We start from the raw sequence: 19,800 nt of genomic DNA, 5'->3' as shown, positions 1-19,800 counted from the left end.
GTGCTTCGCTGTCGGCACTTCGGCCCGCCCGCCCCGTACCCTCGTACGCATGAGCAGCGACGACGCCGTACGGCCCTTCCCCTCCCGCTCCATCGAGACCTTCTCCGCACTCGACCCGGACCGGGCCGAGGCCGTGCTCGGGCTGCTCTCCGAGGCCGCCCGTGTCGACGGACAGCAGCCCGTGTCCGAGCAGGGGCGGTTGCAGCTGCGCGGGGGCGCCCGCCCCGGAGTGTCGCATCTGCTGCTGACCGTCGGGGACGAACTCGTCGGCTACGCCCAGCTGGAGGACACCGACCCGGTCGAGGCACCGGCCGCCGAACTGGTCGTCCACCCCGCGCATCGCGGGCACGGGCACGGGCGGGCGCTGGGCTCGGCCCTGCTCGCCGCCTCGGGCAAGCGGCTGCGGGTGTGGGCGCACGGCGGGCACTCCGCCGCCCGGCATCTCGCCCAGGTGCTCGGACTGACCCTCTTCCGCGAACTGCGGCAGATGCGGCGGTCGTTGACCGATCTGGAACTGCCCGATCCGGTGCTGCCGCCGGGCGTGAGCGTGCGCGCCTTCGAGTCCGGCAAGGACGACGCGGCCTGGCTCGCCGTCAACGCGGCCGCCTTCGCGCACCACCCGGAGCAGGGCTCGCTGACCCAGCGCGACCTGGACGACCGCAAGGCCGAACCGTGGTTCGACCCGGCCGGGTTCTTCCTCGCCGAGCGGGCCGGGGAGCTGGTCGGCTTCCACTGGACCAAGGTGCACGCCGAGGAGGGGCTCGGCGAGGTGTACGTGCTCGGGGTCCGCCCGGGCGAGCAGGGCGGCGGCCTCGGCAAGGCCCTGACCACGATCGGCCTGCGCCATCTGGCCGCCCAGGGACTGCCGACGGCGATGCTGTACGTCGACGCGGACAACAAGGCCGCGGTGTCGGTGTACGAGCGGCTGGGGTTCGGCACGCACGAGACCGACCTGATGTACCGCGCAGAAACGTGACATGACCCCACACGAGGGGCGGCCGTCTTGACGGCCGCCCCTCTCTTGCATCACCCTTTCACTACTCAATTAGTGAAAGGGTGGTTCAGCGCGTGGTCGAATTCCGCATCGACCGGCACAGCGGTGTCGCCACCTACGTCCAGATCGTCCAGCAGACCAAACAGGCCCTCCGCCTGGGCCTGCTGCAGCCCGGCGACCGGCTGCCGACGGCCCGCGAGGTCGTCGAGGCCACCGCCATCAACCCCAACACCGTCCTCAAGGCCTACCGCGAGCTGGAGCGGGAGGGTCTGGTCGAGGCGCGGCGCGGGCTCGGCACCTTCGTCCGACGGTCCCTGGGCGCCGCCCCGGCCGACTCCCCCCTGCGGGCGGAGCTGGAGGGGTGGGCGGCGCGGGCCGTCGAGGCGGGGCTGGACCGGGACGACGTGGCGGCCCTCTTCACCGCCGTACTCGACACGCACTTCCAGGGAGAACGTTCATGAGCGACACGGCTCTCGAGGCCACCGGCCTCGGCAAGCGCTTCGGGCGCAGGGGAGGCTGGGCGCTGCGCGAGTTCGCGTTCCGGCTGCCCGCCGGGCGGGTGTGCGCCCTCGTCGGACCCAACGGCGCCGGCAAGTCGACGCTGCTCGCCCTCGCCGCCGGACTGCTCCCGCCCACCGAGGGCCGGCTGACGGTACTGGGCAGCACGCCCGCCGGGGCCCGCGCCCGGGTCGGCTTCGTCGCCCAGGACAAGCCGCTGTACCCGCAGCTCACCGTCGCCGAGACGCTGCGGATGGGCGCCGACCTCAACCCCGAGCGCTGGGACGCGGCCACCGCCGAGCAGATCGTGACCGACGGCGACCTGAACCCGAGGTCCCGCATACGATCCCTGTCCGGCGGGCAGCGCACCCGCGTCGCGCTCGCCCTCGCGCTCGGCAAGCGGCCCGAACTGCTGCTGCTGGACGAGCCGATGGCCGATCTCGACCCGCTGGCCCGGCACGAGCTGATGGGCACCCTGATGGCCGAGGCCGCGCAGCACGGCACCACCATTGTCATGTCCTCGCACGTGGTGGCCGAGCTGGAGGACTCCTGCGACCACCTGCTGCTGGTCGGCGGCGGCCGCATCCGCCTCGCCGGCGAGATCGACGACCTGCTCGCCGCCCACCTGAGGGTCAGCGGGGCCGCCGAGTCCACCGATCTGAGCGGGCACACCGTGGTCGAGTCCCGGGTCACCGGCCGCCAGCTGACCGCGCTGGTCCGCCCGGCCGGACCGCTCCCCGGCGACCTGCGCACCTCGACGCCCTCGCTGGAGGAACTGGTCCTCGCCCACCTGCGCAACCCCGGGGCGCCCGCGCTCGGCGCCGCACCGGCCGTCACCCAGGAGAGTGCCGCGTGACCGCCGCGACGACACCGGCGGCCGTCCGCCGCCCGCACCTCGCCCGCTGGGTCCTGCGCCTGCACCGGCCGGAGCTGCTCGTCTGGGCAGGCCTGGCCGTCCTCGGCGCCGCCCTGCTGCTGTGGCTCGGGGGACCGCTCACCGACGCGGCGGCGGACGGCTGGCGGCAGTACAAGGCCTGCCACTGGTCCGAGAAGTGCGCCTACGACCAGGACGCGATCCTGCGCTACAAGGACGTGTACAACTACCTCACGTTCTCCCTCGCCGCGCTGCCGCTCCTGGTCGCGGCCTGGGCGGGCGCCGCCCTCACCGGCCGCGAGCTGGAGTCCGGCACTGCGCAGCTGGCCTGGGCCCAGGGCGTCACCCCGGCCCGCTGGCTGGCGACCAGGCTGGCGCTGCCGGCCGCCGCGGTCACCGCGGGGACGGGCCTGCTGGCGTTCCTGCACGACCGGGCGTGGGTGGCCGCTCGCGGCCGCGTCGACACGGTCAAGAGCCAGTGGGACGTGTGGACCTTCCAGACCAACGGCCCCACCATCGTCGCCCTGGCGCTGGCCGCCCTGACCGTGGGCGCCCTGGCGGGCCTTGTCCTGCGCCGCGCCCTGCCCGCGCTGGCCACCGCCGTCGTCGCCGTCGCGGGCCTGTGGGGGCTCGCCCAGTGGGTCATGCCGTACCTGTGGCCGACCGTCACCCGCGTGACGGGCTTCGGGCACGCCTTCGGCGACTCCTCCGGCGGCCTGGGCGTCGACCAGGGCCTGGTCACGCGCACCGGAGGCCACATCCCCGAGCCCCGCTGCCACGCGAACACGTGGGAGGGCTGCCGGAGGCTCTTCGAGAAGCGGGGTGGCGTCGGCTTCTACTACACCTACCACCCCGACACGCACTACTGGCCGCTCCAGCTGACCACCAGCGCCCTGGTCCTGGCCCTCGCCGGACTGTTCACGGTGGCCGCGTTCCTCGCGCTCCGCCGCCTCACCGGCGCACTCCGGCTCGCCCCGGAGGCCGCCGCATGAGCGCCGCCGTCCAGGGCCTGCCCCGCACCGTGCTGCGGCTGCACCGCACCGCCCTGCTGGCCTGGGCCGCCGTCGTCGCCGGCCTGATCGGCTGGCTGGTGTACCTCAACGAGGTCACCGCGCCCGCCACCCGCAGGGCCGAGCGGGCCTGCGCCCACGCGGACGTGTGCATCGACGCCTTCGACAGCTTCGACTACGGCAACACGGTCGGCTGGATCGGCACCCTCATCTGCTACACCTTCCTCGCCGTCGCCGCCTTCGCGGGCGGCGCGCTCGTCGGCCGCGAACTGGAGTCCGGTACGGCGCGGCTGGCCTGGACGCAGGGCGTCACCCCGGTGCGCTGGCTGACCGCCAAACTGGCCCTGTCGGCCGTTGCCGTCGCCGCCGGGGGACTGACCCTGGTCCTCGCGTTCCGCTGGAGCTGGTCGGCCAACGAGGACCTGATCCCCATCACCACCTGGTACCAGAGCGACATCATCGTGGCCCGCGGCCCGCTCACGGTGGCGTACGGCCTGTGCGCCCTCGCCGTCGGCGCGCTCGCCGCGCTGCTGCTGCGCCGCACCCTGGCCGCGCTCGGCGCCGCCTTCGCCGCGATGTGGCTGCTCAACTTCCTGCTCACCCGCTACCGCGCCGACCTGTGGCCGGCGGTCACCCGCACCTCGCCGAGCGAGCCGGACCTGGCCTACAACGTCTGGCGCGTGAACTGGGGACGGAACGCCGACGGCTATTTCACCGTCTACCACCCCGCGTCCCACTTCTGGGCACTCCAGTGGGTGGAGACCGGCATCGTCCTGACCGCGGCGGCGCTGACCACCGCCGCCGCGTACGCGGTACTGCGCCGCCGGGCGGCCTGACACCGGGACGAACCGGGGCTCCGTACGCCCCTTCGGTCCCGTACGTCCCTTCCACGGGGGGAGTGACGTACGGGACCGTCGTTCTCGCCGGCACGGGACCGTCGTTCTCGCCGGCAAAACGTCGATCTCATGCCCACCGGATCATCATCTGCCCACCGCGGACCCCTTCGAGCCGCCCCCCGATATCCCGCACGTCATGTCTCCGTAACCATCGATTCAGACGGTCTTGCGACGCTCAGTCAATGAACCCCGCCGTGCCAGAGCCTTCGCCGCCCCCCGAGGGGCTCGCGGGAAACGGGACCGTGAAGCTCCCTCCCGCACGTTCCGACGCGCCTGTCTCGCCCCTGGCGCGGAAGAATGGGTTCATGAGTCAGCAAGACACCCAGGCAGAGGTCCAGCACGTCCAGCCCTCCGTGGGCTCCATCGCCGCGCACCGGCCACACACCGTGGCGGCGAACGTATCCGACCTCGAGCCCGACATCGATGCGGACCTCGACGCGTACGAGGAGGCACCGGGTGAGGGGGCACCTCTGCCGCAGGGGCGTTTCCTCGACCGGGAGCGCAGCTGGCTCGCGTTCAACGAGCGCGTCCTGGAGCTGGCCGAGGACCCGAACACACCCCTGCTGGAGCGCGCCAACTTCCTCGCGATCTTCGCCAGCAACCTGGACGAGTTCTTCATGGTCCGGGTGGCCGGTCTGAAGCGCCGGATCGCGACGGGCGTCGCCACCCGTTCGGCCTCCGGACTGCAGCCGCGCGAGGTCCTGGAGATGATCTGGGCCCGCTCCCGCGAGCTGATGGCCCGGCACGCCGCCTGTTACCACGAGGACGTCGCCCCCGCGCTCGCGGAGGAGGGCATCCACCTGGTCCGCTGGAACGAGCTGACCGAGAAGGAGCAGGCGCGCCTCTTCACGCTCTTCCGGCACCAGATCTTCCCGGTCCTCACCCCGCTGGCCGTGGACCCCGCGCACCCGTTCCCGTACATCTCCGGCCTCTCCCTGAACCTGGCCGTCGTCGTACGCAACCCGGTCAGCGGCCACAAGCACTTCGCCCGGGTGAAGGTGCCGCCGCTGCTGTCCCGCTTCCTGGAGGCCGCGCCCGGCCGGTACGTCCCGCTGGAGGACGTCATCGCCGCGCACCTTGAGGAGCTGTTCCCGGGCATGGAGGTGGTGGAGCACCACGCCTTCCGGCTGACCAGGAACGAGGACCTGGAGGTCGAGGAGGACGACGCCGAGAACCTGCTCCAGGCCCTGGAGAAGGAGCTCATGCGGCGCCGCTTCGGGCCGCCGGTGCGCCTGGAGGTCGAGGAGTCCATCGACCGCGAGGTGCTGGACCTGCTGGTGCGCGAGCTGAAGATCAGCGAGGCCGAGGTGTACCCGCTGCCGGGTCCCCTGGACCTCACCGGTCTCTTCCGCATCGCCGGCATCGACCGTCCCGAGCTGAAGTACCCGAAGTTCATCGCGGGCACCCACCGTGACCTCGCCGAGGTCGAGTCGGCGTCCGCGCCCGACATCTTCGCGGCCCTGCGCAGCCGGGACGTCCTGCTGCACCACCCGTACGACTCCTTCTCGACGTCCGTGCAGGCCTTCGTCGAGCAGGCGGCCGAGGACCCGGACGTCCTCGCGATCAAGCAGACCCTCTACCGGACCTCCGGCGACTCCCCGATAGTCAACGCGCTCATCGACGCCGCCGAGGCCGGCAAGCAGGTCCTGGTCCTGGTCGAGATCAAGGCCCGCTTCGACGAGCACGCCAACATCAAGTGGGCGAAGCGGCTGGAGGAGGCCGGCTGCCACGTCGTGTACGGCCTGGTCGGTCTGAAGACCCACTGCAAGCTGTCCCTGGTGGTCCGCCAGGAGGGCGAGACACTGCGGCGCTACAGCCATGTCGGCACGGGCAACTACCACCCGAAGACGGCACGCCTGTACGAGGACCTCGGCCTGCTCACCGCCGACCCGCAGGTCGGCGCGGACCTCTCCGACCTCTTCAACCGTCTCTCCGGCTACTCCCGCCGCGAGACGTACCGCCGGCTGCTGGTCGCCCCCAAGTCCCTGCGGGACGGCCTGATCTCGCGGATCGACAAGGAGGTCCAGCACCACCGGGCGGGCCGTCCGGCCTTCGTCCGCATAAAGGTCAACTCGATAGTCGACGAGGCGCTCATCGACGCCTGCTACCGGGCGTCCCAGGCGGGCGTGCCGGTCGACATCTGGGTGCGTGGCATCTGTGCCGTCCGCCCCGGCGTCGCGGGTCTGTCGGAGAACGTCCGGGTCCGCTCGATCCTCGGCCGGTTCCTCGAACACTCCCGGGTGTTCGCCTTCGGCAACGGCGGCGAGCCCGAGGTGTGGATCGGCAGCGCCGACATGATGCACCGCAACCTCGACCGCCGGATAGAGGCCCTGGTCCGGGTCACCGACCCCGGCCACCGGGCAGCCCTCAACCGGCTGCTCGACACCGGCATGTCCGACACCACCGCCTCCTGGCACCTCGGCCCCGACGGCGAGTGGACCCGGCACGCGACCGACGCGGACGGACAGCCCCTGCGCAACGTTCAGGAGATGCTCATAGACGCCCGGAGGCGCCGGCGTGGCACAGCAACACCTTGACCCGACGGACCCCACCGCCACGGAGGTGACGGGGGACGCCCTGGCGGGCTATCTGCGCGCCCAGGCGACGGAGTTCCTCCGCGCGCTGCGCCTGCAGCGGGAGAACGGGGGCGCGGCAGGCGGCGCGGAGGAGTCCGTCGACGCGGCCCGGGCGCTGCGCCGCTCGGCCCGCCGCATCAGCGGCAGCCTGCACACGTTCCGCCCTCTCCTCGACGCCGGCTGGTCGGAGGAGATGCGCCCCGAACTGGCCTGGCTGTCCGGCACGTTGGGCCTTGAACACGCCTACGAGTCCCGGCTGGAACGGCTGTTGCAGGCGCTGCAGCGATTGTCCGGCTCCACGGCGCTGCCCGCGCAGGTGACGTCGGTGGGCGCCGTCGACGTGGCTGCGGGCGGTCGAGCCGGCGGGGCGGCACGGGTGACGGCGCCGTCCAACGCCGGTGGTCCGGCCCGCCCGGCGCCCACCGTGGAACGCGGCAACCTCACGGTCGGCGCGGCAAAGGCGGGCGCCCTGCTGGACCGCCAGCTGACCCTGGCCCGGACCCGCGCCCACTCCACGGCCCTCCAGGCCCTGGGATCGAGCCGCTTCCACGCCGTCGCCGACAAGGTCGCCGTACTCGCCAGCGAGGTCCCCCTCACCCCGGCCGCCCCCACCACCGGGCTGCGCCCCCTCGCGGCCGCCGCCGAGGAACGCCTCTCGGACGCCGTCGCCGCCCTCCCCCTGCTCACCGCAGGCCACCCCTACAACGCGGAGGCCCTCGTCCACGGCCTGTCCCCGGACCCGTCCCCGCACCCCCAGGACGGCCCCTGGCACCAGGTCCGCCTGCTGCTGCGCCTGCACCGCTACGCCGTCGAGGTGCTGTGCGGAGGCAGCATCCCCGTGGACGTACGTCTGCTGGCGGCGGGCCAGGCCCTGAACCGGCACCGGGACGCCTCGGAGGCGGCGGCCGCGGCCGCGCAGGCGGCCCGTACGCCCCGCATCGCACCGGCGACCGCGTACGCGCTCGGCGTGCTCCACGCCGACCAGCGGCACGAGGTCGAGGCGGCCCGGTTCGCCTTCCAGCAGGCGTGGCAGAAGCAGACGGTCAACGCACCCTGAACCCTCCGGAGGAGACGGTGTGAACGACACCTTGGTCCTGGCCGCGGGCTGCGTGCTGTGGCGCCGCTCACCGGTGGACGACGAGCTGGAGGTCTGTCTGGTCCACCGGCCGAAGTACGACGACTGGTCCCACCCGAAGGGCAAGCTCAAGCGGGGTGAGGACGCGCTCGCGGGTGCCCTGCGCGAGGTCGCCGAGGAGACGGGTTACGCCGCCGAGCCCGGCAACGAACTGCCGACCCTGCACTACCTGGCCAACGGCCGCCCCAAGCAGGTGCGTTACTGGGCGGCCGAGGCGGTCACCGGGCGGTTCGCCCCGAACAACGAGGTGGACCGCATCCTGTGGCTCTCCCCCACCGCGGCCCGGGGCCGGCTGACCCAGCCCCGCGACCGCGACCTCGTGGACACCCTCGTGCGGGAGTTCGAGCACAGGTAGCGGCCGGGCCCTCACACGGCCGCCGAGTGGCCCTCCGCGTCCGTTCTGGCCTGGCTGCGCGCGCGTCGGGCCGGGCCGCGCCAGCCGCAGGTGCAGCGGGCCACGCAGAAGCGCCCCTGCTCCATCGTCGTCGTGAGGTGCTCCTGCCCCTGCCGGAATCGCTCCGACCCCTCCTGCTGCGCCACGCCGACAACGTTACCGACATCCCGGTTAAAACGTTTGTATGCCCTTTCCCAGCCTTCCGCAGTGCGTGACGGCACTCCCTACTCGTCGTTAACCGGAACGACAGGGGGCCCGTGACGGACGTACCGGCTGGGGGTAGGCAGGCGATGGATCGGCGGCAGCAGAGGCGCGCGGGCAGGACGGCCGTCACGGTGGGGATCATGATCGGGCTCGGCGCGGGTGCCGCGGGGTGCTCCAGCAGCGGGGCCGCGGCCGAGGGCGTGAACGGCGCGGGCGGCGACCCCGTGACCACCCTGCAGCGGGCCGCCGACACCCTGCGCGGCGCGGGCAGCTCCAAGGCCACCACATCCATGGAGATGGCGACCGGCGGCACCCGGGTCACCATCCGCGGCAGGGGCGTCTACGACTACCGGCACCGGCTCGGACAGCTGACCGTGATCCTGCCGGAGGACCCCGCGGGCACCTCCGAGCACCGGCCCATCACCGAACTCCTCGCCCCCGGCGCCCTCTTCATGAAGAACCGGGGCGCGGGGGTGCCCACCGACAAGTGGGTGCGGGTGGACACCGCGAGCCTGTCCGACGGCAACCTCGTCACGGGCGGCGCGACGGACCCGTACGCCGCCGCGGAGGTGCTGCGCGGGACGCGTACGGCGACGTACATGGGGCGGACCGAGGTCGGCGGCACACAGGTGCGGCACTACCGCGGGACGGCCGATCTGTCCCACGCGTCGAAGCACGCCTCGGCCGACGACCGGGCGTCCCTGGCGGCGGCAGCGAAAGGGTTCGCCACGGCCGAGGTTCCGTTCGACGCCTATCTGGACGACGCGGGCCGCATCCGCAAGCTGCGCCAGCACTTCAGCTTCGTCAACGGCCGCGAGAAGACCGCCGTGGCGGTCGCCTCGACGACCCTGCTGTACGACTTCGGCGCCCCCGTGGACGTGCGCCTGCCGAGCCCGAAGGACATCTACGCGGGCCGCATCGCCGACAGCGCGGCCGAAAACCGGCCGGCGCACTAGTCCGGGTCGCCACCCACGAACTAGCCCGTCCGTGCCATGCGCGGTGTGTAGACCGCTCCCTACTCTAGGAAGTCGGTGACGGTTGAGAAGAGGTGATGCACGTGGCTCCGGTCGGCGGTACGGCAGTTCAGGACCACGTGGCCCTCGCCGAGATCGAGCTGTGCGGAGAGCTGATCATCGCTGCCTCGGCCGCCGAGGACCGGCTGAGCCTGGCGAGCATCGACGAGGTGCTGCGGGTGGCCGAGGAACGGGAGTCCGCCGAAGTCTGATCGGGTCCTGCCGGACCTGATCACGCCCCGCCGGCTCGGGTCAGGTGCGCAGGAGCCGGCCGATCGCCTTCGTGGCCTCGTCCACCTTCGCGTCGATCTCGTCCCCGCCCTTGAGGGCCGCGTCCGCGACACAGTGCCGCAGGTGCTCCTCCAGCAGCTGCAGGGCGAAGGACTGCAGGGCCTTGGTGGAGGCGGACACCTGGGTGAGTATGTCGATGCAGTAGGTGTCCTCGTCGACCATGCGCTGCAGACCGCGGATCTGCCCCTCGATCCGGCGCAGCCGCTTGAGGTGCTCGTCCTTCTGCTTGTGGTAACCGTGCGTGGCGCCGGCCTCGGTCGTCGTCATCGCGGGCCTCCATCTCGGGACGAACTGAGGAAATATACCCCTGGTGGGTATATGGTAACGAATTTTGCTGGGTAGAGGGCCCTTGGTACGCCCCGGTGCTGATCACCATGCCCGATGGGTGACACTGGGGGACGACCCGATAGCCGTGGCCGGATGTTGCGCCTAGCATCAGCCTGACCGAAACCGAAGCACCCCGAGGACCACACGTGCGCTTTCGTCTGACCCCCAGGGAGACGAGCTTCTACGACATGTTCGCCGCATCCGCGGACAACATCGTCACCGGCTCGAAACTCCTGATGGAACTGCTCGGGGCGGACGCGTCTGCCCGGGCCGAGATCGCAGAGCGTATGCGGGCCGCGGAACACGCAGGTGACGACGCCACGCACGCGATCTTCCACCAGCTGAACTCCTCGTTCATCACGCCGTTCGACCGCGAGGACATCTACGCCCTCGCCGGGTCCCTGGACGACATCATGGACTTCATGGAGGAGGCCGTCGACCTCGTCGTCCTCTACAACGTCGAAGAGCTGCCGAAGGGTGTCGAGCAGCAGATCGAGGTGCTGGCGCGTGCTGCCGAGCTGACGGCCGAAGCGATGCCCAACCTGCGCACGATGGACAACCTCACCGAGTACTGGATCGAGGTGAACCGTCTGGAGAACCAGGCGGACCAGATCCACCGCAAGCTGCTGGCCCACCTCTTCAACGGCAAGTACGACGCGATCGAGGTGCTCAAGCTCAAGCAGATCGTGGACGTCCTGGAAGAGGCCGCGGACGCGTTCGAGCACGTGGCGAACACGGTGGAGACCATCGCCGTCAAGGAGTCCTGAGGCGTCGATGGACACCCTCGCTCTCATCGTGACCATCGCGGTCGCGCTCTTCTTCACGTACACGAACGGTTTCCACGACTCCGCGAACGCGATCGCGACGTCGGTGTCGACGCGGGCGCTGACCCCGCGGGCGGCGCTCGCCATGGCCGCGGTCATGAACATGGCCGGCGCGTTCTTCGGAACCGGGGTCGCCAAGACCGTCAGTGAGGGCCTGATCGAGACGCCCTCGGGGTCGACCGGGATGGGGATCCTCTTCGCGGCCCTGACTGGCGCGATCACCTGGAACCTGATCACCTGGTACTTCGGTCTGCCCTCTTCCTCCTCCCATGCACTGTTCGGCGGCCTGGTAGGGGCGGCGCTGGCGGGCGGTACGGACGTCCTCTGGAACGGCGTCCTCGACAAGGTCGTCATCCCGATGTTCCTGTCGCCGGTCGTGGGCCTGATCGTCGGCTACCTGGTCATGCTGGCGATCATGTGGATCTTCCGCCGGGCCAACCCGCACAAGGCCAAGCGGGGCTTCCGTATAGCGCAGACGGTCTCGGCGGCGGGCATGGCACTGGGCCACGGCCTCCAGGACGCCCAGAAGACCATGGGCGTGGTGGTCATGGCCCTGGTGATTTCCGGCCACGAGACGTTCGGCGAGCCGATCCCGGTGTGGGTGAAGATCGTGTCGGCGGTGATGCTGTCCCTCGGCACCTACGCGGGCGGCTGGCGCATCATGCGCACGCTGGGCCGCAAGATCATCGAACTCGATCCCCCGCAGGGTTTCGCCGCCGAGACGACCGGCGCGTCGATCATGTTCGCGACGGCGTACCTCTTCAAGGCGCCGATCTCGACCACTCACGTGATCACCTCGGCGATCATGGGTGTCGGCGCGACAAAGCGTGTGAACGCCGTCCGCTGGGGCGTGGCCAAGAACATCGTCATGGGCTGGTTCATCACGATGCCGGCAGCCGCACTGGTCGCGGCGCTCGCTTTCGGCGTCGTCAAGCTGGTGGCGCTGTAGCCCCGTTCCGCCCACCCGCCTCGGCTCGCCGACAAGCGAGCCCTCCCCGCCCCACCACCCCGCCTCCGGCCAACGGCCCGGTCTCCCGGGAGCGCGGCGAGACCCCGGCCATCTTCAGCAGGGGAGGTGGCCGGGGCCGGATCGGCGCCGCTCAGCTCAGCGCGGCGTGTTCTGTTGGCTCCCTCGTTGCTTGGCCGCCGGGAGTGAGCCCGGCCGATCGAGTGGGTCGTCAGTCCGCGTACTGCGGGTAGTAGGTGTGCTTCGGGCCCGTCTGCTCGGCCGTGAGTGCCGGCACCGTGAGGTTGCCAGTGACCAACACGTCTTGGTTGCACCAGGAGCCGCCAAGCTCCACGAGCCAGCCACCAGGTTCCATCTCCCAATCAGCGTCGGAGAGCTTCACGACAACGCCGCTGCCACAGATGAACGCTCGGGATGCCTGCGAGACGATCCACTCGGCCTTTCTGGCTTCCGTCGCCCCGTCGTTGTGGCACCTCTCCGCCATCTTCCAGAGCAGGCGCCACCCGACACCGGGAGTCAGCGGCCCCACGTGGGCAAGCTGCTGATCATCCACGAGAGTGGTTGCGTAGCCGAAGACGGGCCCGAACACGGGAGAAGACGGTTACCCGCCCCCGCCCCTTGGTTCCTTCGGCAGTTGCCATGAAAACTCCCTTTTGCGCCTAGAGTCCCGGACCGTGAGGGCCGGGACTCTAGCGGCTGGCACTGACAGTGGCCGGTATCAGCAGCAAGGACCGTCGCCGCAGCACGTCGGCGCGTTGCACTCCGCCGCGGTGCCCCAGAGACGCTCGTCGATCTCGAAGCCCTCGGCCCTGATGCGCCCGACGACGTCGACCATGAGGCCCTGCGTACGGACCTTGCTGTTCGGCCGGTGATGCAGGAAGTAGCCGAAGTTCTCGGTGCACCACTTGGCGTAGTCCTCGGTGTGGAGCATGAACGTGTGCCAACCGGGGTCCACAGCCTTGCTCGGGGCCATCACGTCGCCCGCGTTGGTGCTGCCCATCACGTAGCACAGGGTGATGGCCTCGTTCATGATCCGCTCGGCCATGGACCGCTCGTGCCCGTACTCCTCGGCGCAGAAGTCCGCCAGCCGCGCGAACAGCTCGGGCGACATGAGGTCCCGGCCGTGCCGCAGTGCGATGGCCGGCGTTTCAGGTGCCACAGTCATTCGGAAGTCCTCTCAGGTCCGCCAGTGCGCCTGTGCCTGGGGTCGGCGCAGCAGCACATTGAAATCCTCCAAGGCCCTATCTTCGGAAGACCACAGATGCCGATCTAGCCGGTTTCCTGTTCCAGCAAGAATTCATCCCGGATTTCCTCGACCATGCCTCGCATGACATCTCCGGAAACGGAAACGTCCGCAAACCCTTCAAATTTTTCGACGTAAAGGGCGACATCTCGCGGATCGGTCACTGCCAGCTCTGCGTGAACGGTTTCTACCGTCACCATGCGATCATCCTTGATCGAGAATGAATGACTGGGAAAATCGGCCTGCCGAACCGACAACGGAACAACGCGGAGGTCGACGCCAGGAAGCCGGGAAACAGAAATGAGCTTGTCGAGTTGCCCGGCCATCACAAGAGGCGGGACGATTCTCCACCGCAGCACTGGCTCAGTAACAATGAAGCGAAGCTGCCGCCCCGGCTCGTACAGGATGCTCTGCCTCGCAAGCCGGGCACCTACTGCTCGTGCGAGTTGGTCCGCGGTGAGGTTCTTGCGGCCAAGGACTGCCTGGATATATTCCGGCGTCTGCAGCAGGCCGGGTACGAGCGCGGGTTGAAAGAGCCGCAACAGAGTCGTACGGGATTCGATCGCCTGGATCTGCTGTTGTTTCCGGTGGTATCCGAGCCGCCGGTAAAGGCGCCAGGCCGTCGCCTCGGTCGCCGCCGCCCGAGCGACCGACATGTACTCGGCCTTGACGTCTTCGGAAACCCCTATGGCGGTCAGGATCTGTTCCACGTCCACGACGCTCGGCATGACGCTGCCGTTCTCGATTTTGGACAGCTTCGAACTGGACATGGCCGCCCTGCGGGCGACGGTCTTGGCTTCCTTTCCGGATGCCTGCCGCAGCGCCCGCAACGCGGACCCCAGCTCAGCCTTGTTCACTCCCCGTGCCGTACCCACCATTCCGCGAACGGCACGGCGTGCGCGAGCGCCGTGTCTCGGTAAGCCCGGAACTCGGCCAGCCGGCCTTCCTCTGCGAATTGGCTCCCGAGGTACTTCCCGGCACCGTCGTACGCCATCACAGCCGCAGCCGTACCGTCGAACATCCAGAAGTCGGGCGCGTCAGGGATCGGGTTCGCCTGCTCGGTGGTGTCGAGGATGAAGAACTCCTCACCGACGGTCATGTTGCGCCGATACCCCCAGGACAGCTCGAACCGGAGATAGTCCGTGAGCGGGCGGGACAGAACATGTACGCGATACACGCGCTTCCCGGCCTTGGTGGCGTCGCCCACTGTCGTCAGCCATGCGGCTGTCTTGTACGACTCCGGCTGCTCCCGCCCTGCCAGGAACGCCAGATAGGCGTCGGTTCCCCCCGACTGGCTGTAGTCGTCCAACGTCTCCAGCCGGAACGCTTCGCGCTCGAACGCCGTGAGCCACTCCCCCAACGTCCAGCTAGATGAGGTCGCCACGGACAGCCTTTCGGATCAGTTCGACAGGGATTTCGACGAGGGCTTCGTGCTCCGGGATTTCCCGGCCGTGGTCGGCCAGAAGGTCTCCCTGCACAACTAAGGTCCCCCGGTCGGTGGCGTACAGCGTCGGGCACTCGCCCTCGTCGCACTCACCCACCAGCCGCGTCAGCTTTACCACCGCAGACTCCTCCCACACGTGGACCGGTCGTCACCACTGATCGTCCCGATCGTGCCGCGCGGTCGGCAAGAGTTCCTGGTTTCCGCTTCTGGAAACCGTCAACACGAAGCGGAAGTGCCTCCGGCTTCGGTCGCGTACGAGAGGAAGTCCGTCCAGGTGGCGGGTGTGACGGTGAGGTGGGGGTTGGCAGGGATCTTCGAGTCGCGGATGTGGATCGCGGTAGGGCTGGCCGCTATCTCGACACAGTTGGCGGCTTCCGCGCTGTACGTGGACCTCTGCCAGTTGGTCTCGGGCATGACGGGCTCCTCAGAGTTCTTTGGCGATGCGGTGGATGAGATCCCGGGACGCGGGTTCGGGCAAGGCGCGCGAATCCATGCGGTCCAGCACGGAGCGGTAGCGGTGCAACTGCGCCTCGGCATCCAGGAATTCGCAGCCGTGATCGGTGTCCAGGACGACCGTGTCGAGTTGCGGGACCGGCCCGGTCGCGTAGGTGATGGGCTGGCCGGAGGCGGGAAAACCTGTCTGCCCGAAGGGCAAGGCAAGCAAGGTGATCGTGGGCTCCTCGCTCATTTTCAGGAGATGGTGGAGCTGGGCGCGGGCGACATCCTGGCCGCCGAACCCCATCCGCAGGGCCGCCTCATGGACGATGGCCGTGTACGGAGTCGGCGCGTCCTCGAACAGGACGGCCTGGCGCTTCACCCGGTAGGAGACGCGGTGCTCGATCTCGTGCGGACGTAGCGGCGGTACGGCTTCGCGCATGGTGGCACGGGCGTGCTCCAGCGTCTGGAGCAGGCCCGGCATGTGGACGGTGACAGCCACCCGCATCGCATGGGCATGGTGTTCGAGTTCGGCGAGGTCCAGCAGACCGGATGGAAGGTTGTCGCGGTATTCCTCCCACCAGCCCCGTTGCCGTGCGCCCGTCATGCCGGCCAGGGCGTCGACGTAAGGCTCGTCCGCGCAACTGTAGTTACGGGCCAGCGTGCGCACACGGTCGGCACTCACCGCATAGCGCCCGGCCTCGATGTTGCTGAGTCGGGCCTGTGGCGCGCCGAGCAGCGCGGCGGCCGCGGTTGACGTGAGCCCGGCGCGCTCACGGAGCTTGCGCAGCTCGGCGCCGAGGCGCTGCTGACGCAGGGTCGCGGTAGGGGCGGGTGGCATGGCGGGGTTCTCTCCTCGACGCGGACCTTCTGTGTCACTCACACGGGTGGCTATTGGTAGATCTTCCCCAGTTCCATGGAAGAACTACCAAGACCCTCGCTACCTTAACTGCGTCAGCCGCCCAACTCCCCACGTCAGTAAGCCGGAAGCGCACCTCTCCCAGGCAGAGCCACCGCCCGGCGTGATCAGTTGAGCGAGCCCGAGTCCCTTCTCTCGACGGAGGTTTTCATGGGCACCGTATCCCTGCCCGACACCTGGGTGTACGCCCTTCGTCTGCCCCATGATCCCCGCGCGGCACGCGTCGCACGTATGACCGTACGAGCGGCGCTGAACAGTCACGGGAGACACGAAGACCTGGACTCAGTCGAGTTGTTGACGTCCGAGCTGGTGAGCAACACCTATCGGCACACCAACGGCCCCGCCTCCCTACGACTCACCGCCCTCGCGGACGGGCGACTTCGGGTCGGGGTGTGGGACCGGCATCCGCGGATTCCCGCGCCCTTCGGAGAACCGCCCTGGGATCGGGTTCCGCCCGCGCCGGTCGACACTGAGCAAGGGCGTGGGCTGCACCTCGTACAGGAATACGCCGACTCATGGGGCGGCCTGGCCCTCGGGGACAGCCCGCTGGACCGCCACGCAGGCAAACTGCTGTGGTTCGAGGTGGGCGGGCAGCGGGCCGGCCGGACGGCCATGGCCTGACAGGCGGAGCCACCCGGAACCGCCGCCGAAGCCGAACGCAGTGGGCCCGCCCCCGGGAACCAGGGGCGGGCCCTCTTGCATCCTCGCGGTGGCACCGCCATGCAGCACCGCGAGGGGACTGGGGAGGCTCAGCCGAAGCGGCCCGAGATGTAGTCCTCCGTAGCCTGGACCGAGGGGTTCGAGAAGATCCGCTCGGTGTCGTCGATCTCGATCAGCCGGCCCGGCTGACCGACCGCGGCGAGGTTGAAGAACGCCGTACGGTCGGACACACGCGCGGCCTGCTGCATGTTGTGCGTCACGATGACGATCGTGAACCGTTCCTTCAGCTCACCGATCAGGTCCTCGATCGCGAGCGTCGAGATCGGGTCCAGGGCCGAGCACGGCTCGTCCATGAGCAGCACCTTCGGCTCGACCGCGATCGCACGGGCGATGCAGAGCCGCTGCTGCTGACCGCCGGACAGACCGGAGCCCGGCTTGTTCAGGCGGTCCTTCACCTCGTTCCAGAGGTTCGCGCCCTTGAGGGACTTCTCGACGATCTCGTTCAGCTGGGACTTCTTGTAGCTGCCGTTCAGCCGCAGCCCCGCCGCCACGTTCTCGAAGATCGACATCGTCGGGAACGGGTTCGGGCGCTGGAAGACCATGCCGACCTCGCGGCGCACCGACACCGGGTCGACGCCGGCGCCGTACAGGTCCTCGTCGTCGAGCAGCACCTTGCCCTCGACGCGGCCACCGGGCGTGACCTCGTGCATACGGTTCAGCGTGCGCAGGAACGTCGACTTGCCACAGCCGGAGGGGCCGATGAACGCCGTCACCGAGCGGGGCTCGACGGTCATCGAGATGTCTTCGATCGCCTTGTGGGAGCCGTAGTAGGCGGTGAGTCCGCTTACGTCGATTCGCTTGGCCATGTCTACTTCACTTCCAGAAATTCAAGCTCGGTCGCTGTGTGGGCCGCCACGCGGCGTTAGCCGCTAATCGATGCTTTAGCGACCGGTCTTCGGGGCCTTCCAGCGGGCGATCGCCCGGGCCACCAGGTTGAGGATCATCACGAAGGCGATCAGCGTGAGCGATGCCGCCCAAGCCCTGTCGTACGCCGCTCCGGAACCCGCGCTGTTCGCGAACTGCTGGTAGATGTACAGCGGCAGCGAAGCCTGCGCACCCTCGAAGGGGTTGTTGTTGATGAACGGGTTGCCGAACACCAGCAGCAGCACCGGCGCGGTCTCACCGGCGATGCGGGCCACTGCCAGCATGACACCGGTGGTGATGCCGCCGATGGAGGTCGGCAGGACCACCTTCAGGATGGTGCGCCACTTCGGCACGCCGAGCGCCAGGGACGCCTCGCGCAGCTCGTTCGGAACGAGCTTGAGCATCTCCTCGGTGGACCGGACGACGACCGGCATCATCAGGATGGCCAGGGCCAGCGAACCGGCGAAGCCGAACGGCTGCATCTTGAAGATGAGCATCAGGCTGAGGATGAACAGACCCGCGACGATCGACGGGATGCCCGTCATGACGTCGACGAAGAAGGTGACCGACTTGGCGAGCTTGCCCCGCCCGTACTCCACGAGGTAGATCGCGGTCATCACGCCGATCGGGGCGCCGATCAGGGTGGCGAGGCCGACCTGCTCCAGGCTGCCGATGATGGCGTGGTAGATGCCGCCGCCGGGCTCGGTGTCGGCGACGACGCCCATCGAGTGGGTCAGGAAGTAGACGTTCAGGACCTTCACACCGCGCGCGACGGTCACCCAGATCAGGGAGACCAGCGGCACCACGGCGATCACGAAGGCGACCCAGACCAGGCTGGTCGCGATGCGGTCCTTGGCCTGCCGGCGGCCCTCGACGCTCGCGGCGATCACATACGTGCCGAGGACGAACAGGACCGCGGCGATCAGACCCCACTGGATCTTGCTGTCGAGACCGGCGGCCAGCGAGATGCCGATGCCCAGGGCGATGGAGCCCGCGGCGATCGCCCACGGGGACCACTTGGGCAGGTTGGCGGCGCGCAGCGTGCTGGGGCGCTTGTCGGTGACGGCTGCGGTGCTCATGCGTTGGCCCCCGAGTACTCCGCGCGACGGGCGATGATCAGCCGGGCCGCGCCGTTGACCAGCAGTGTGATGACGAACAGGACGAGACCGGACGCGATGAGCGCGTCCCGGCCGAACTCGTTCGCCTCGCTGAACTTGCTGGCGATGTTCTGGGCGAAGGTGCCGCCGCCCGGGTTGAGCAGGCTGGCCTGGATGTCGAAGGACGGGGAGAGCACGGTGGCCACGGCCATCGTCTCGCCGAGCGCGCGGCCGAGGCCGAGCATCGACGCGGAGATCACGCCGGAGCGGCCGAAGGGCAGCACGGCCATGCGGATGACCTCCCAGCGCGTGGCGCCGAGGGCCAGGGCCGCCTCCTCGTGCATCCGCGGGACCTGACGGAAGACCTCACGGCTCACGTTGGTGATGATCGGCAGGATCATGATCGCGAGCAGGATGCCGACCGTGAGCATCGAGCGCGGGGCGCCCTGGTCCCAGGAGAAGAGGCCGGTCCAGCCGAAGAAGTCGTTGAGCCAGCCGTAGAGGCCGTTCATGTGCGGCACGAGGATCAGCGCGCCCCACAGGCCGTACACGATGGAGGGCACGGCGGCGAGCAGGTCGATCACGTACGCGACGGGGCCGGCCATCCGGCGCGGTGCGTAGTGCGTGATGAACAGCGCGATGGAGACCGCGACCGGGACCGCGAGGGCCATGGCGATGATCGAGGAGACGATCGTGCCGAAGGCCAGCACCGCGATGCCGAAGGTCGGCGGGAGGATGTTGGTGTTCCACTCGAAGGTGGTCAGGAAGTTGCCGTGGTCCTTGCTGATCGCGAGCGAGGCGCGATAGGCGAGGAAGATCGCGATCGCAGCCATGATCGCGAGCAGCAGGATGCCCGAGCCGCGCGACAGACCGAGGAAGATGCGGTCACCGGCGCGGTTCGCGGAGCGGGACCTGCTCTTGTGCTGGGCCGCTTTCGGCTGGGGGGTGGGAGGAGATGCGTCTGTTGTCTGCGTCGATATGTCCATCGGGTTCTCCGGTCTGCGGAGCCGCGCGGTGGGCGGCTCCATGGAGACGCTCCCCCAAAGGTACGGGGAGCGACTCCGGGCGGCGGTGC

At 69.5% G+C, this 19,800-nt stretch carries 25 protein-coding genes; 13 read left to right on the top strand and 12 right to left on the bottom strand.

Annotation, left to right across the window (positions count from 1 at the left end; all coding sequences use genetic code 11):
- Positions 1–49 precede the first annotated feature (49 nt).
- The 8 genes from mshD (at position 50) to FB157_RS03410 (ending at position 8,338) form a co-directional block, all read left to right on the top strand.
- Positions 50–976 carry a mycothiol synthase gene (gene mshD, locus FB157_RS03445; RefSeq protein WP_145875833.1) on the top strand — a complete coding sequence of 309 codons (927 nt, stop codon included), beginning with the start codon at positions 50–52 and terminating at the stop codon, positions 974–976.
- Positions 977–1,068: 92 nt separating this feature from the next.
- A complete protein-coding gene (locus FB157_RS03440; protein ID WP_145875831.1) occupies positions 1,069–1,455 on the top strand; it encodes a GntR family transcriptional regulator in 387 nt (128 codons plus the stop codon).
- On the top strand, positions 1,452–2,348 hold the full coding sequence (locus tag FB157_RS03435) for an ABC transporter ATP-binding protein (RefSeq protein ID WP_145875829.1): 897 nt from the start codon (positions 1,452–1,454) through the stop codon (positions 2,346–2,348). Before FB157_RS03440 ends, FB157_RS03435 begins: the two co-directional genes overlap by 4 nt.
- The gene (locus tag FB157_RS03430; protein WP_145875828.1) at positions 2,345–3,358 is read left to right on the top strand and encodes an ABC transporter permease; all 1,014 of its coding nucleotides are present in this window, start codon (positions 2,345–2,347) and stop codon (positions 3,356–3,358) included. The genes FB157_RS03435 and FB157_RS03430 overlap by 4 nt, the downstream gene beginning before the upstream one ends.
- Entirely contained in the window at positions 3,355–4,212 is an 858-nt protein-coding gene (locus FB157_RS03425; RefSeq protein ID WP_145875826.1) for a hypothetical protein, read from the top strand. Before FB157_RS03430 ends, FB157_RS03425 begins: the two co-directional genes overlap by 4 nt.
- A gap of 242 nt (positions 4,213–4,454) precedes the next feature.
- Complete coding sequence (locus tag FB157_RS03420) at positions 4,455–6,809, top strand: RNA degradosome polyphosphate kinase (RefSeq protein WP_145875824.1); 2,355 nt, start codon at positions 4,455–4,457, stop codon at positions 6,807–6,809.
- Positions 6,790–7,905, top strand: coding sequence for a CHAD domain-containing protein (locus tag FB157_RS03415; RefSeq protein ID WP_145875823.1), 1,116 nt, complete (start codon positions 6,790–6,792; stop codon positions 7,903–7,905). The genes FB157_RS03420 and FB157_RS03415 overlap by 20 nt, the downstream gene beginning before the upstream one ends.
- A 19-nt stretch (positions 7,906–7,924) precedes the next feature.
- Positions 7,925–8,338, top strand: a complete 414-nt coding sequence (locus tag FB157_RS03410; protein WP_145875820.1) for an NUDIX hydrolase — start codon at positions 7,925–7,927, stop codon at positions 8,336–8,338.
- A gap of 11 nt (positions 8,339–8,349) precedes the next feature.
- Here the strand turns inward: FB157_RS03410 and FB157_RS47100 are convergent, their stop codons facing one another.
- Entirely contained in the window at positions 8,350–8,523 is a 174-nt protein-coding gene (locus tag FB157_RS47100) for a hypothetical protein (protein WP_186581378.1), read from the bottom strand.
- Positions 8,524–8,667: 144 nt separating this feature from the next.
- On the opposite strand from FB157_RS47100, the gene FB157_RS03405 reads away from it, so the two are divergent.
- Together FB157_RS03405 and FB157_RS47095 are read left to right on the top strand one after the other, a co-directional pair.
- Positions 8,668–9,537: a hypothetical protein gene (locus FB157_RS03405; protein WP_145875819.1), complete on the top strand. Its 870-nt coding sequence runs from the start codon at positions 8,668–8,670 to the stop codon at positions 9,535–9,537.
- 95 nt (positions 9,538–9,632) lie between these two features.
- On the top strand, positions 9,633–9,806 hold the full coding sequence (locus FB157_RS47095) for a hypothetical protein (protein WP_186581325.1): 174 nt from the start codon (positions 9,633–9,635) through the stop codon (positions 9,804–9,806).
- Positions 9,807–9,846: 40 nt separating this feature from the next.
- On the opposite strand, the gene FB157_RS03400 is transcribed toward FB157_RS47095, so the two are convergent.
- Positions 9,847–10,152 (bottom strand): metal-sensitive transcriptional regulator, encoded by a 306-nt coding sequence (locus FB157_RS03400; RefSeq protein ID WP_020940900.1) that lies wholly within the window; start codon positions 10,150–10,152, stop codon positions 9,847–9,849.
- Between the two features lie 206 nt (positions 10,153–10,358).
- On the opposite strand from FB157_RS03400, the gene FB157_RS03395 reads away from it, so the two are divergent.
- Together FB157_RS03395 and FB157_RS03390 are read left to right on the top strand one after the other, a co-directional pair.
- Positions 10,359–10,979 (top strand): DUF47 domain-containing protein, encoded by a 621-nt coding sequence (locus FB157_RS03395; RefSeq protein WP_030744448.1) that lies wholly within the window; start codon positions 10,359–10,361, stop codon positions 10,977–10,979.
- A 7-nt stretch (positions 10,980–10,986) separates the two neighbouring features.
- Complete coding sequence (locus FB157_RS03390) at positions 10,987–11,985, top strand: inorganic phosphate transporter (protein ID WP_145875817.1); 999 nt, start codon at positions 10,987–10,989, stop codon at positions 11,983–11,985.
- Between the two features lie 229 nt (positions 11,986–12,214).
- On the opposite strand, the gene FB157_RS03385 is transcribed toward FB157_RS03390, so the two are convergent.
- The 7 genes from FB157_RS03385 to FB157_RS03355 all read right to left on the bottom strand — a co-directional run bounded on the left by FB157_RS03385 (position 12,215) and on the right by FB157_RS03355 (position 15,966).
- The gene (locus FB157_RS03385; RefSeq protein WP_145875815.1) at positions 12,215–12,592 is read right to left on the bottom strand and encodes a hypothetical protein; all 378 of its coding nucleotides are present in this window, start codon (positions 12,590–12,592) and stop codon (positions 12,215–12,217) included.
- Positions 12,593–12,721: 129 nt separating this feature from the next.
- The gene (locus FB157_RS03380; protein WP_145875814.1) at positions 12,722–13,168 is read right to left on the bottom strand and encodes a hypothetical protein; all 447 of its coding nucleotides are present in this window, start codon (positions 13,166–13,168) and stop codon (positions 12,722–12,724) included.
- 104 nt (positions 13,169–13,272) lie between these two features.
- The gene (locus FB157_RS03375) at positions 13,273–14,103 is read right to left on the bottom strand and encodes a helix-turn-helix transcriptional regulator (protein WP_145875812.1); all 831 of its coding nucleotides are present in this window, start codon (positions 14,101–14,103) and stop codon (positions 13,273–13,275) included.
- Positions 14,100–14,630, bottom strand: a complete 531-nt coding sequence (locus FB157_RS03370; protein WP_145875810.1) for a DUF6879 family protein — start codon at positions 14,628–14,630, stop codon at positions 14,100–14,102. Before FB157_RS03370 ends, FB157_RS03375 begins: the two co-directional genes overlap by 4 nt.
- Complete coding sequence (locus FB157_RS03365; RefSeq protein WP_145875809.1) at positions 14,614–14,808, bottom strand: hypothetical protein; 195 nt, start codon at positions 14,806–14,808, stop codon at positions 14,614–14,616. The genes FB157_RS03370 and FB157_RS03365 overlap by 17 nt, the downstream gene beginning before the upstream one ends.
- Before the next feature lie 98 nt (positions 14,809–14,906).
- Complete coding sequence (locus FB157_RS03360) at positions 14,907–15,104, bottom strand: DUF397 domain-containing protein (protein WP_145875807.1); 198 nt, start codon at positions 15,102–15,104, stop codon at positions 14,907–14,909.
- A 10-nt stretch (positions 15,105–15,114) separates the two neighbouring features.
- Positions 15,115–15,966: a helix-turn-helix transcriptional regulator gene (locus FB157_RS03355; protein WP_145875805.1), complete on the bottom strand. Its 852-nt coding sequence runs from the start codon at positions 15,964–15,966 to the stop codon at positions 15,115–15,117.
- Positions 15,967–16,194: 228 nt separating this feature from the next.
- Here FB157_RS03355 and FB157_RS03350 point away from each other — a divergent pair, with 228 nt between their 5' ends.
- A complete protein-coding gene (locus tag FB157_RS03350; RefSeq protein WP_145875803.1) occupies positions 16,195–16,665 on the top strand; it encodes an ATP-binding protein in 471 nt (156 codons plus the stop codon).
- Positions 16,666–16,793: 128 nt separating this feature from the next.
- Here the strand turns inward: FB157_RS03350 and pstB are convergent, their stop codons facing one another.
- The 3 genes from pstB to pstC all read right to left on the bottom strand — a co-directional run bounded on the left by pstB (position 16,794) and on the right by pstC (position 19,711).
- Positions 16,794–17,570, bottom strand: coding sequence for a phosphate ABC transporter ATP-binding protein PstB (pstB, locus tag FB157_RS03345; protein ID WP_145875801.1), 777 nt, complete (start codon positions 17,568–17,570; stop codon positions 16,794–16,796).
- Between the two features lie 75 nt (positions 17,571–17,645).
- Positions 17,646–18,707 (bottom strand): phosphate ABC transporter permease PstA, encoded by a 1,062-nt coding sequence (pstA, locus tag FB157_RS03340; protein WP_145875800.1) that lies wholly within the window; start codon positions 18,705–18,707, stop codon positions 17,646–17,648.
- Positions 18,704–19,711 (bottom strand): phosphate ABC transporter permease subunit PstC, encoded by a 1,008-nt coding sequence (pstC, locus tag FB157_RS03335; protein WP_145876747.1) that lies wholly within the window; start codon positions 19,709–19,711, stop codon positions 18,704–18,706. Before pstC ends, pstA begins: the two co-directional genes overlap by 4 nt.
- Between the last annotated feature and the right edge of the window lie 89 nt (positions 19,712–19,800).

The sequence above is a fragment of the Streptomyces sp. BK340 genome, from assembly GCF_007827595.1.
Taxonomy (GTDB): Bacteria; Actinomycetota; Actinomycetes; order Streptomycetales; family Streptomycetaceae; genus Streptomyces.
This window is presented reverse-complemented; position numbering and strand designations above follow the sequence as displayed.

Bases quoted from the DNA above. Each gene is read 5' to 3' on its own strand.
- mshD (WP_145875833.1), top strand. From the start codon at position 50: ATGAGCAGCGACGACGCCGTACGGCCCTTCCCCTCCCGCTCCATCGAG.
- FB157_RS03435 (WP_145875829.1), top strand. From the start codon at position 1,452: ATGAGCGACACGGCTCTCGAGGCCACCGGCCTCGGCAAGCGCTTCGGG.
- FB157_RS03425 (WP_145875826.1), top strand. From the start codon at position 3,355: ATGAGCGCCGCCGTCCAGGGCCTGCCCCGCACCGTGCTGCGGCTGCAC.
- FB157_RS03420 (WP_145875824.1), top strand. From the start codon at position 4,455: ATGAACCCCGCCGTGCCAGAGCCTTCGCCGCCCCCCGAGGGGCTCGCG.
- FB157_RS03405 (WP_145875819.1), top strand. From the start codon at position 8,668: ATGGATCGGCGGCAGCAGAGGCGCGCGGGCAGGACGGCCGTCACGGTG.
- FB157_RS47095 (WP_186581325.1), top strand. From the start codon at position 9,633: ATGCACGTGGCTCCGGTCGGCGGTACGGCAGTTCAGGACCACGTGGCC.
- FB157_RS03400 (WP_020940900.1), bottom strand. From the start codon at position 10,152: ATGACGACGACCGAGGCCGGCGCCACGCACGGTTACCACAAGCAGAAG.
- FB157_RS03390 (WP_145875817.1), top strand. From the start codon at position 10,987: ATGGACACCCTCGCTCTCATCGTGACCATCGCGGTCGCGCTCTTCTTC.
- FB157_RS03380 (WP_145875814.1), bottom strand. From the start codon at position 13,168: ATGACTGTGGCACCTGAAACGCCGGCCATCGCACTGCGGCACGGCCGG.
- FB157_RS03360 (WP_145875807.1), bottom strand. From the start codon at position 15,104: ATGCCCGAGACCAACTGGCAGAGGTCCACGTACAGCGCGGAAGCCGCC.
- FB157_RS03355 (WP_145875805.1), bottom strand. From the start codon at position 15,966: ATGCCACCCGCCCCTACCGCGACCCTGCGTCAGCAGCGCCTCGGCGCC.
- FB157_RS03350 (WP_145875803.1), top strand. From the start codon at position 16,195: ATGGGCACCGTATCCCTGCCCGACACCTGGGTGTACGCCCTTCGTCTG.
- pstB (WP_145875801.1), bottom strand. From the start codon at position 17,570: ATGGCCAAGCGAATCGACGTAAGCGGACTCACCGCCTACTACGGCTCC.
- pstA (WP_145875800.1), bottom strand. From the start codon at position 18,707: ATGAGCACCGCAGCCGTCACCGACAAGCGCCCCAGCACGCTGCGCGCC.
- pstC (WP_145876747.1), bottom strand. From the start codon at position 19,711: ATGGACATATCGACGCAGACAACAGACGCATCTCCTCCCACCCCCCAG.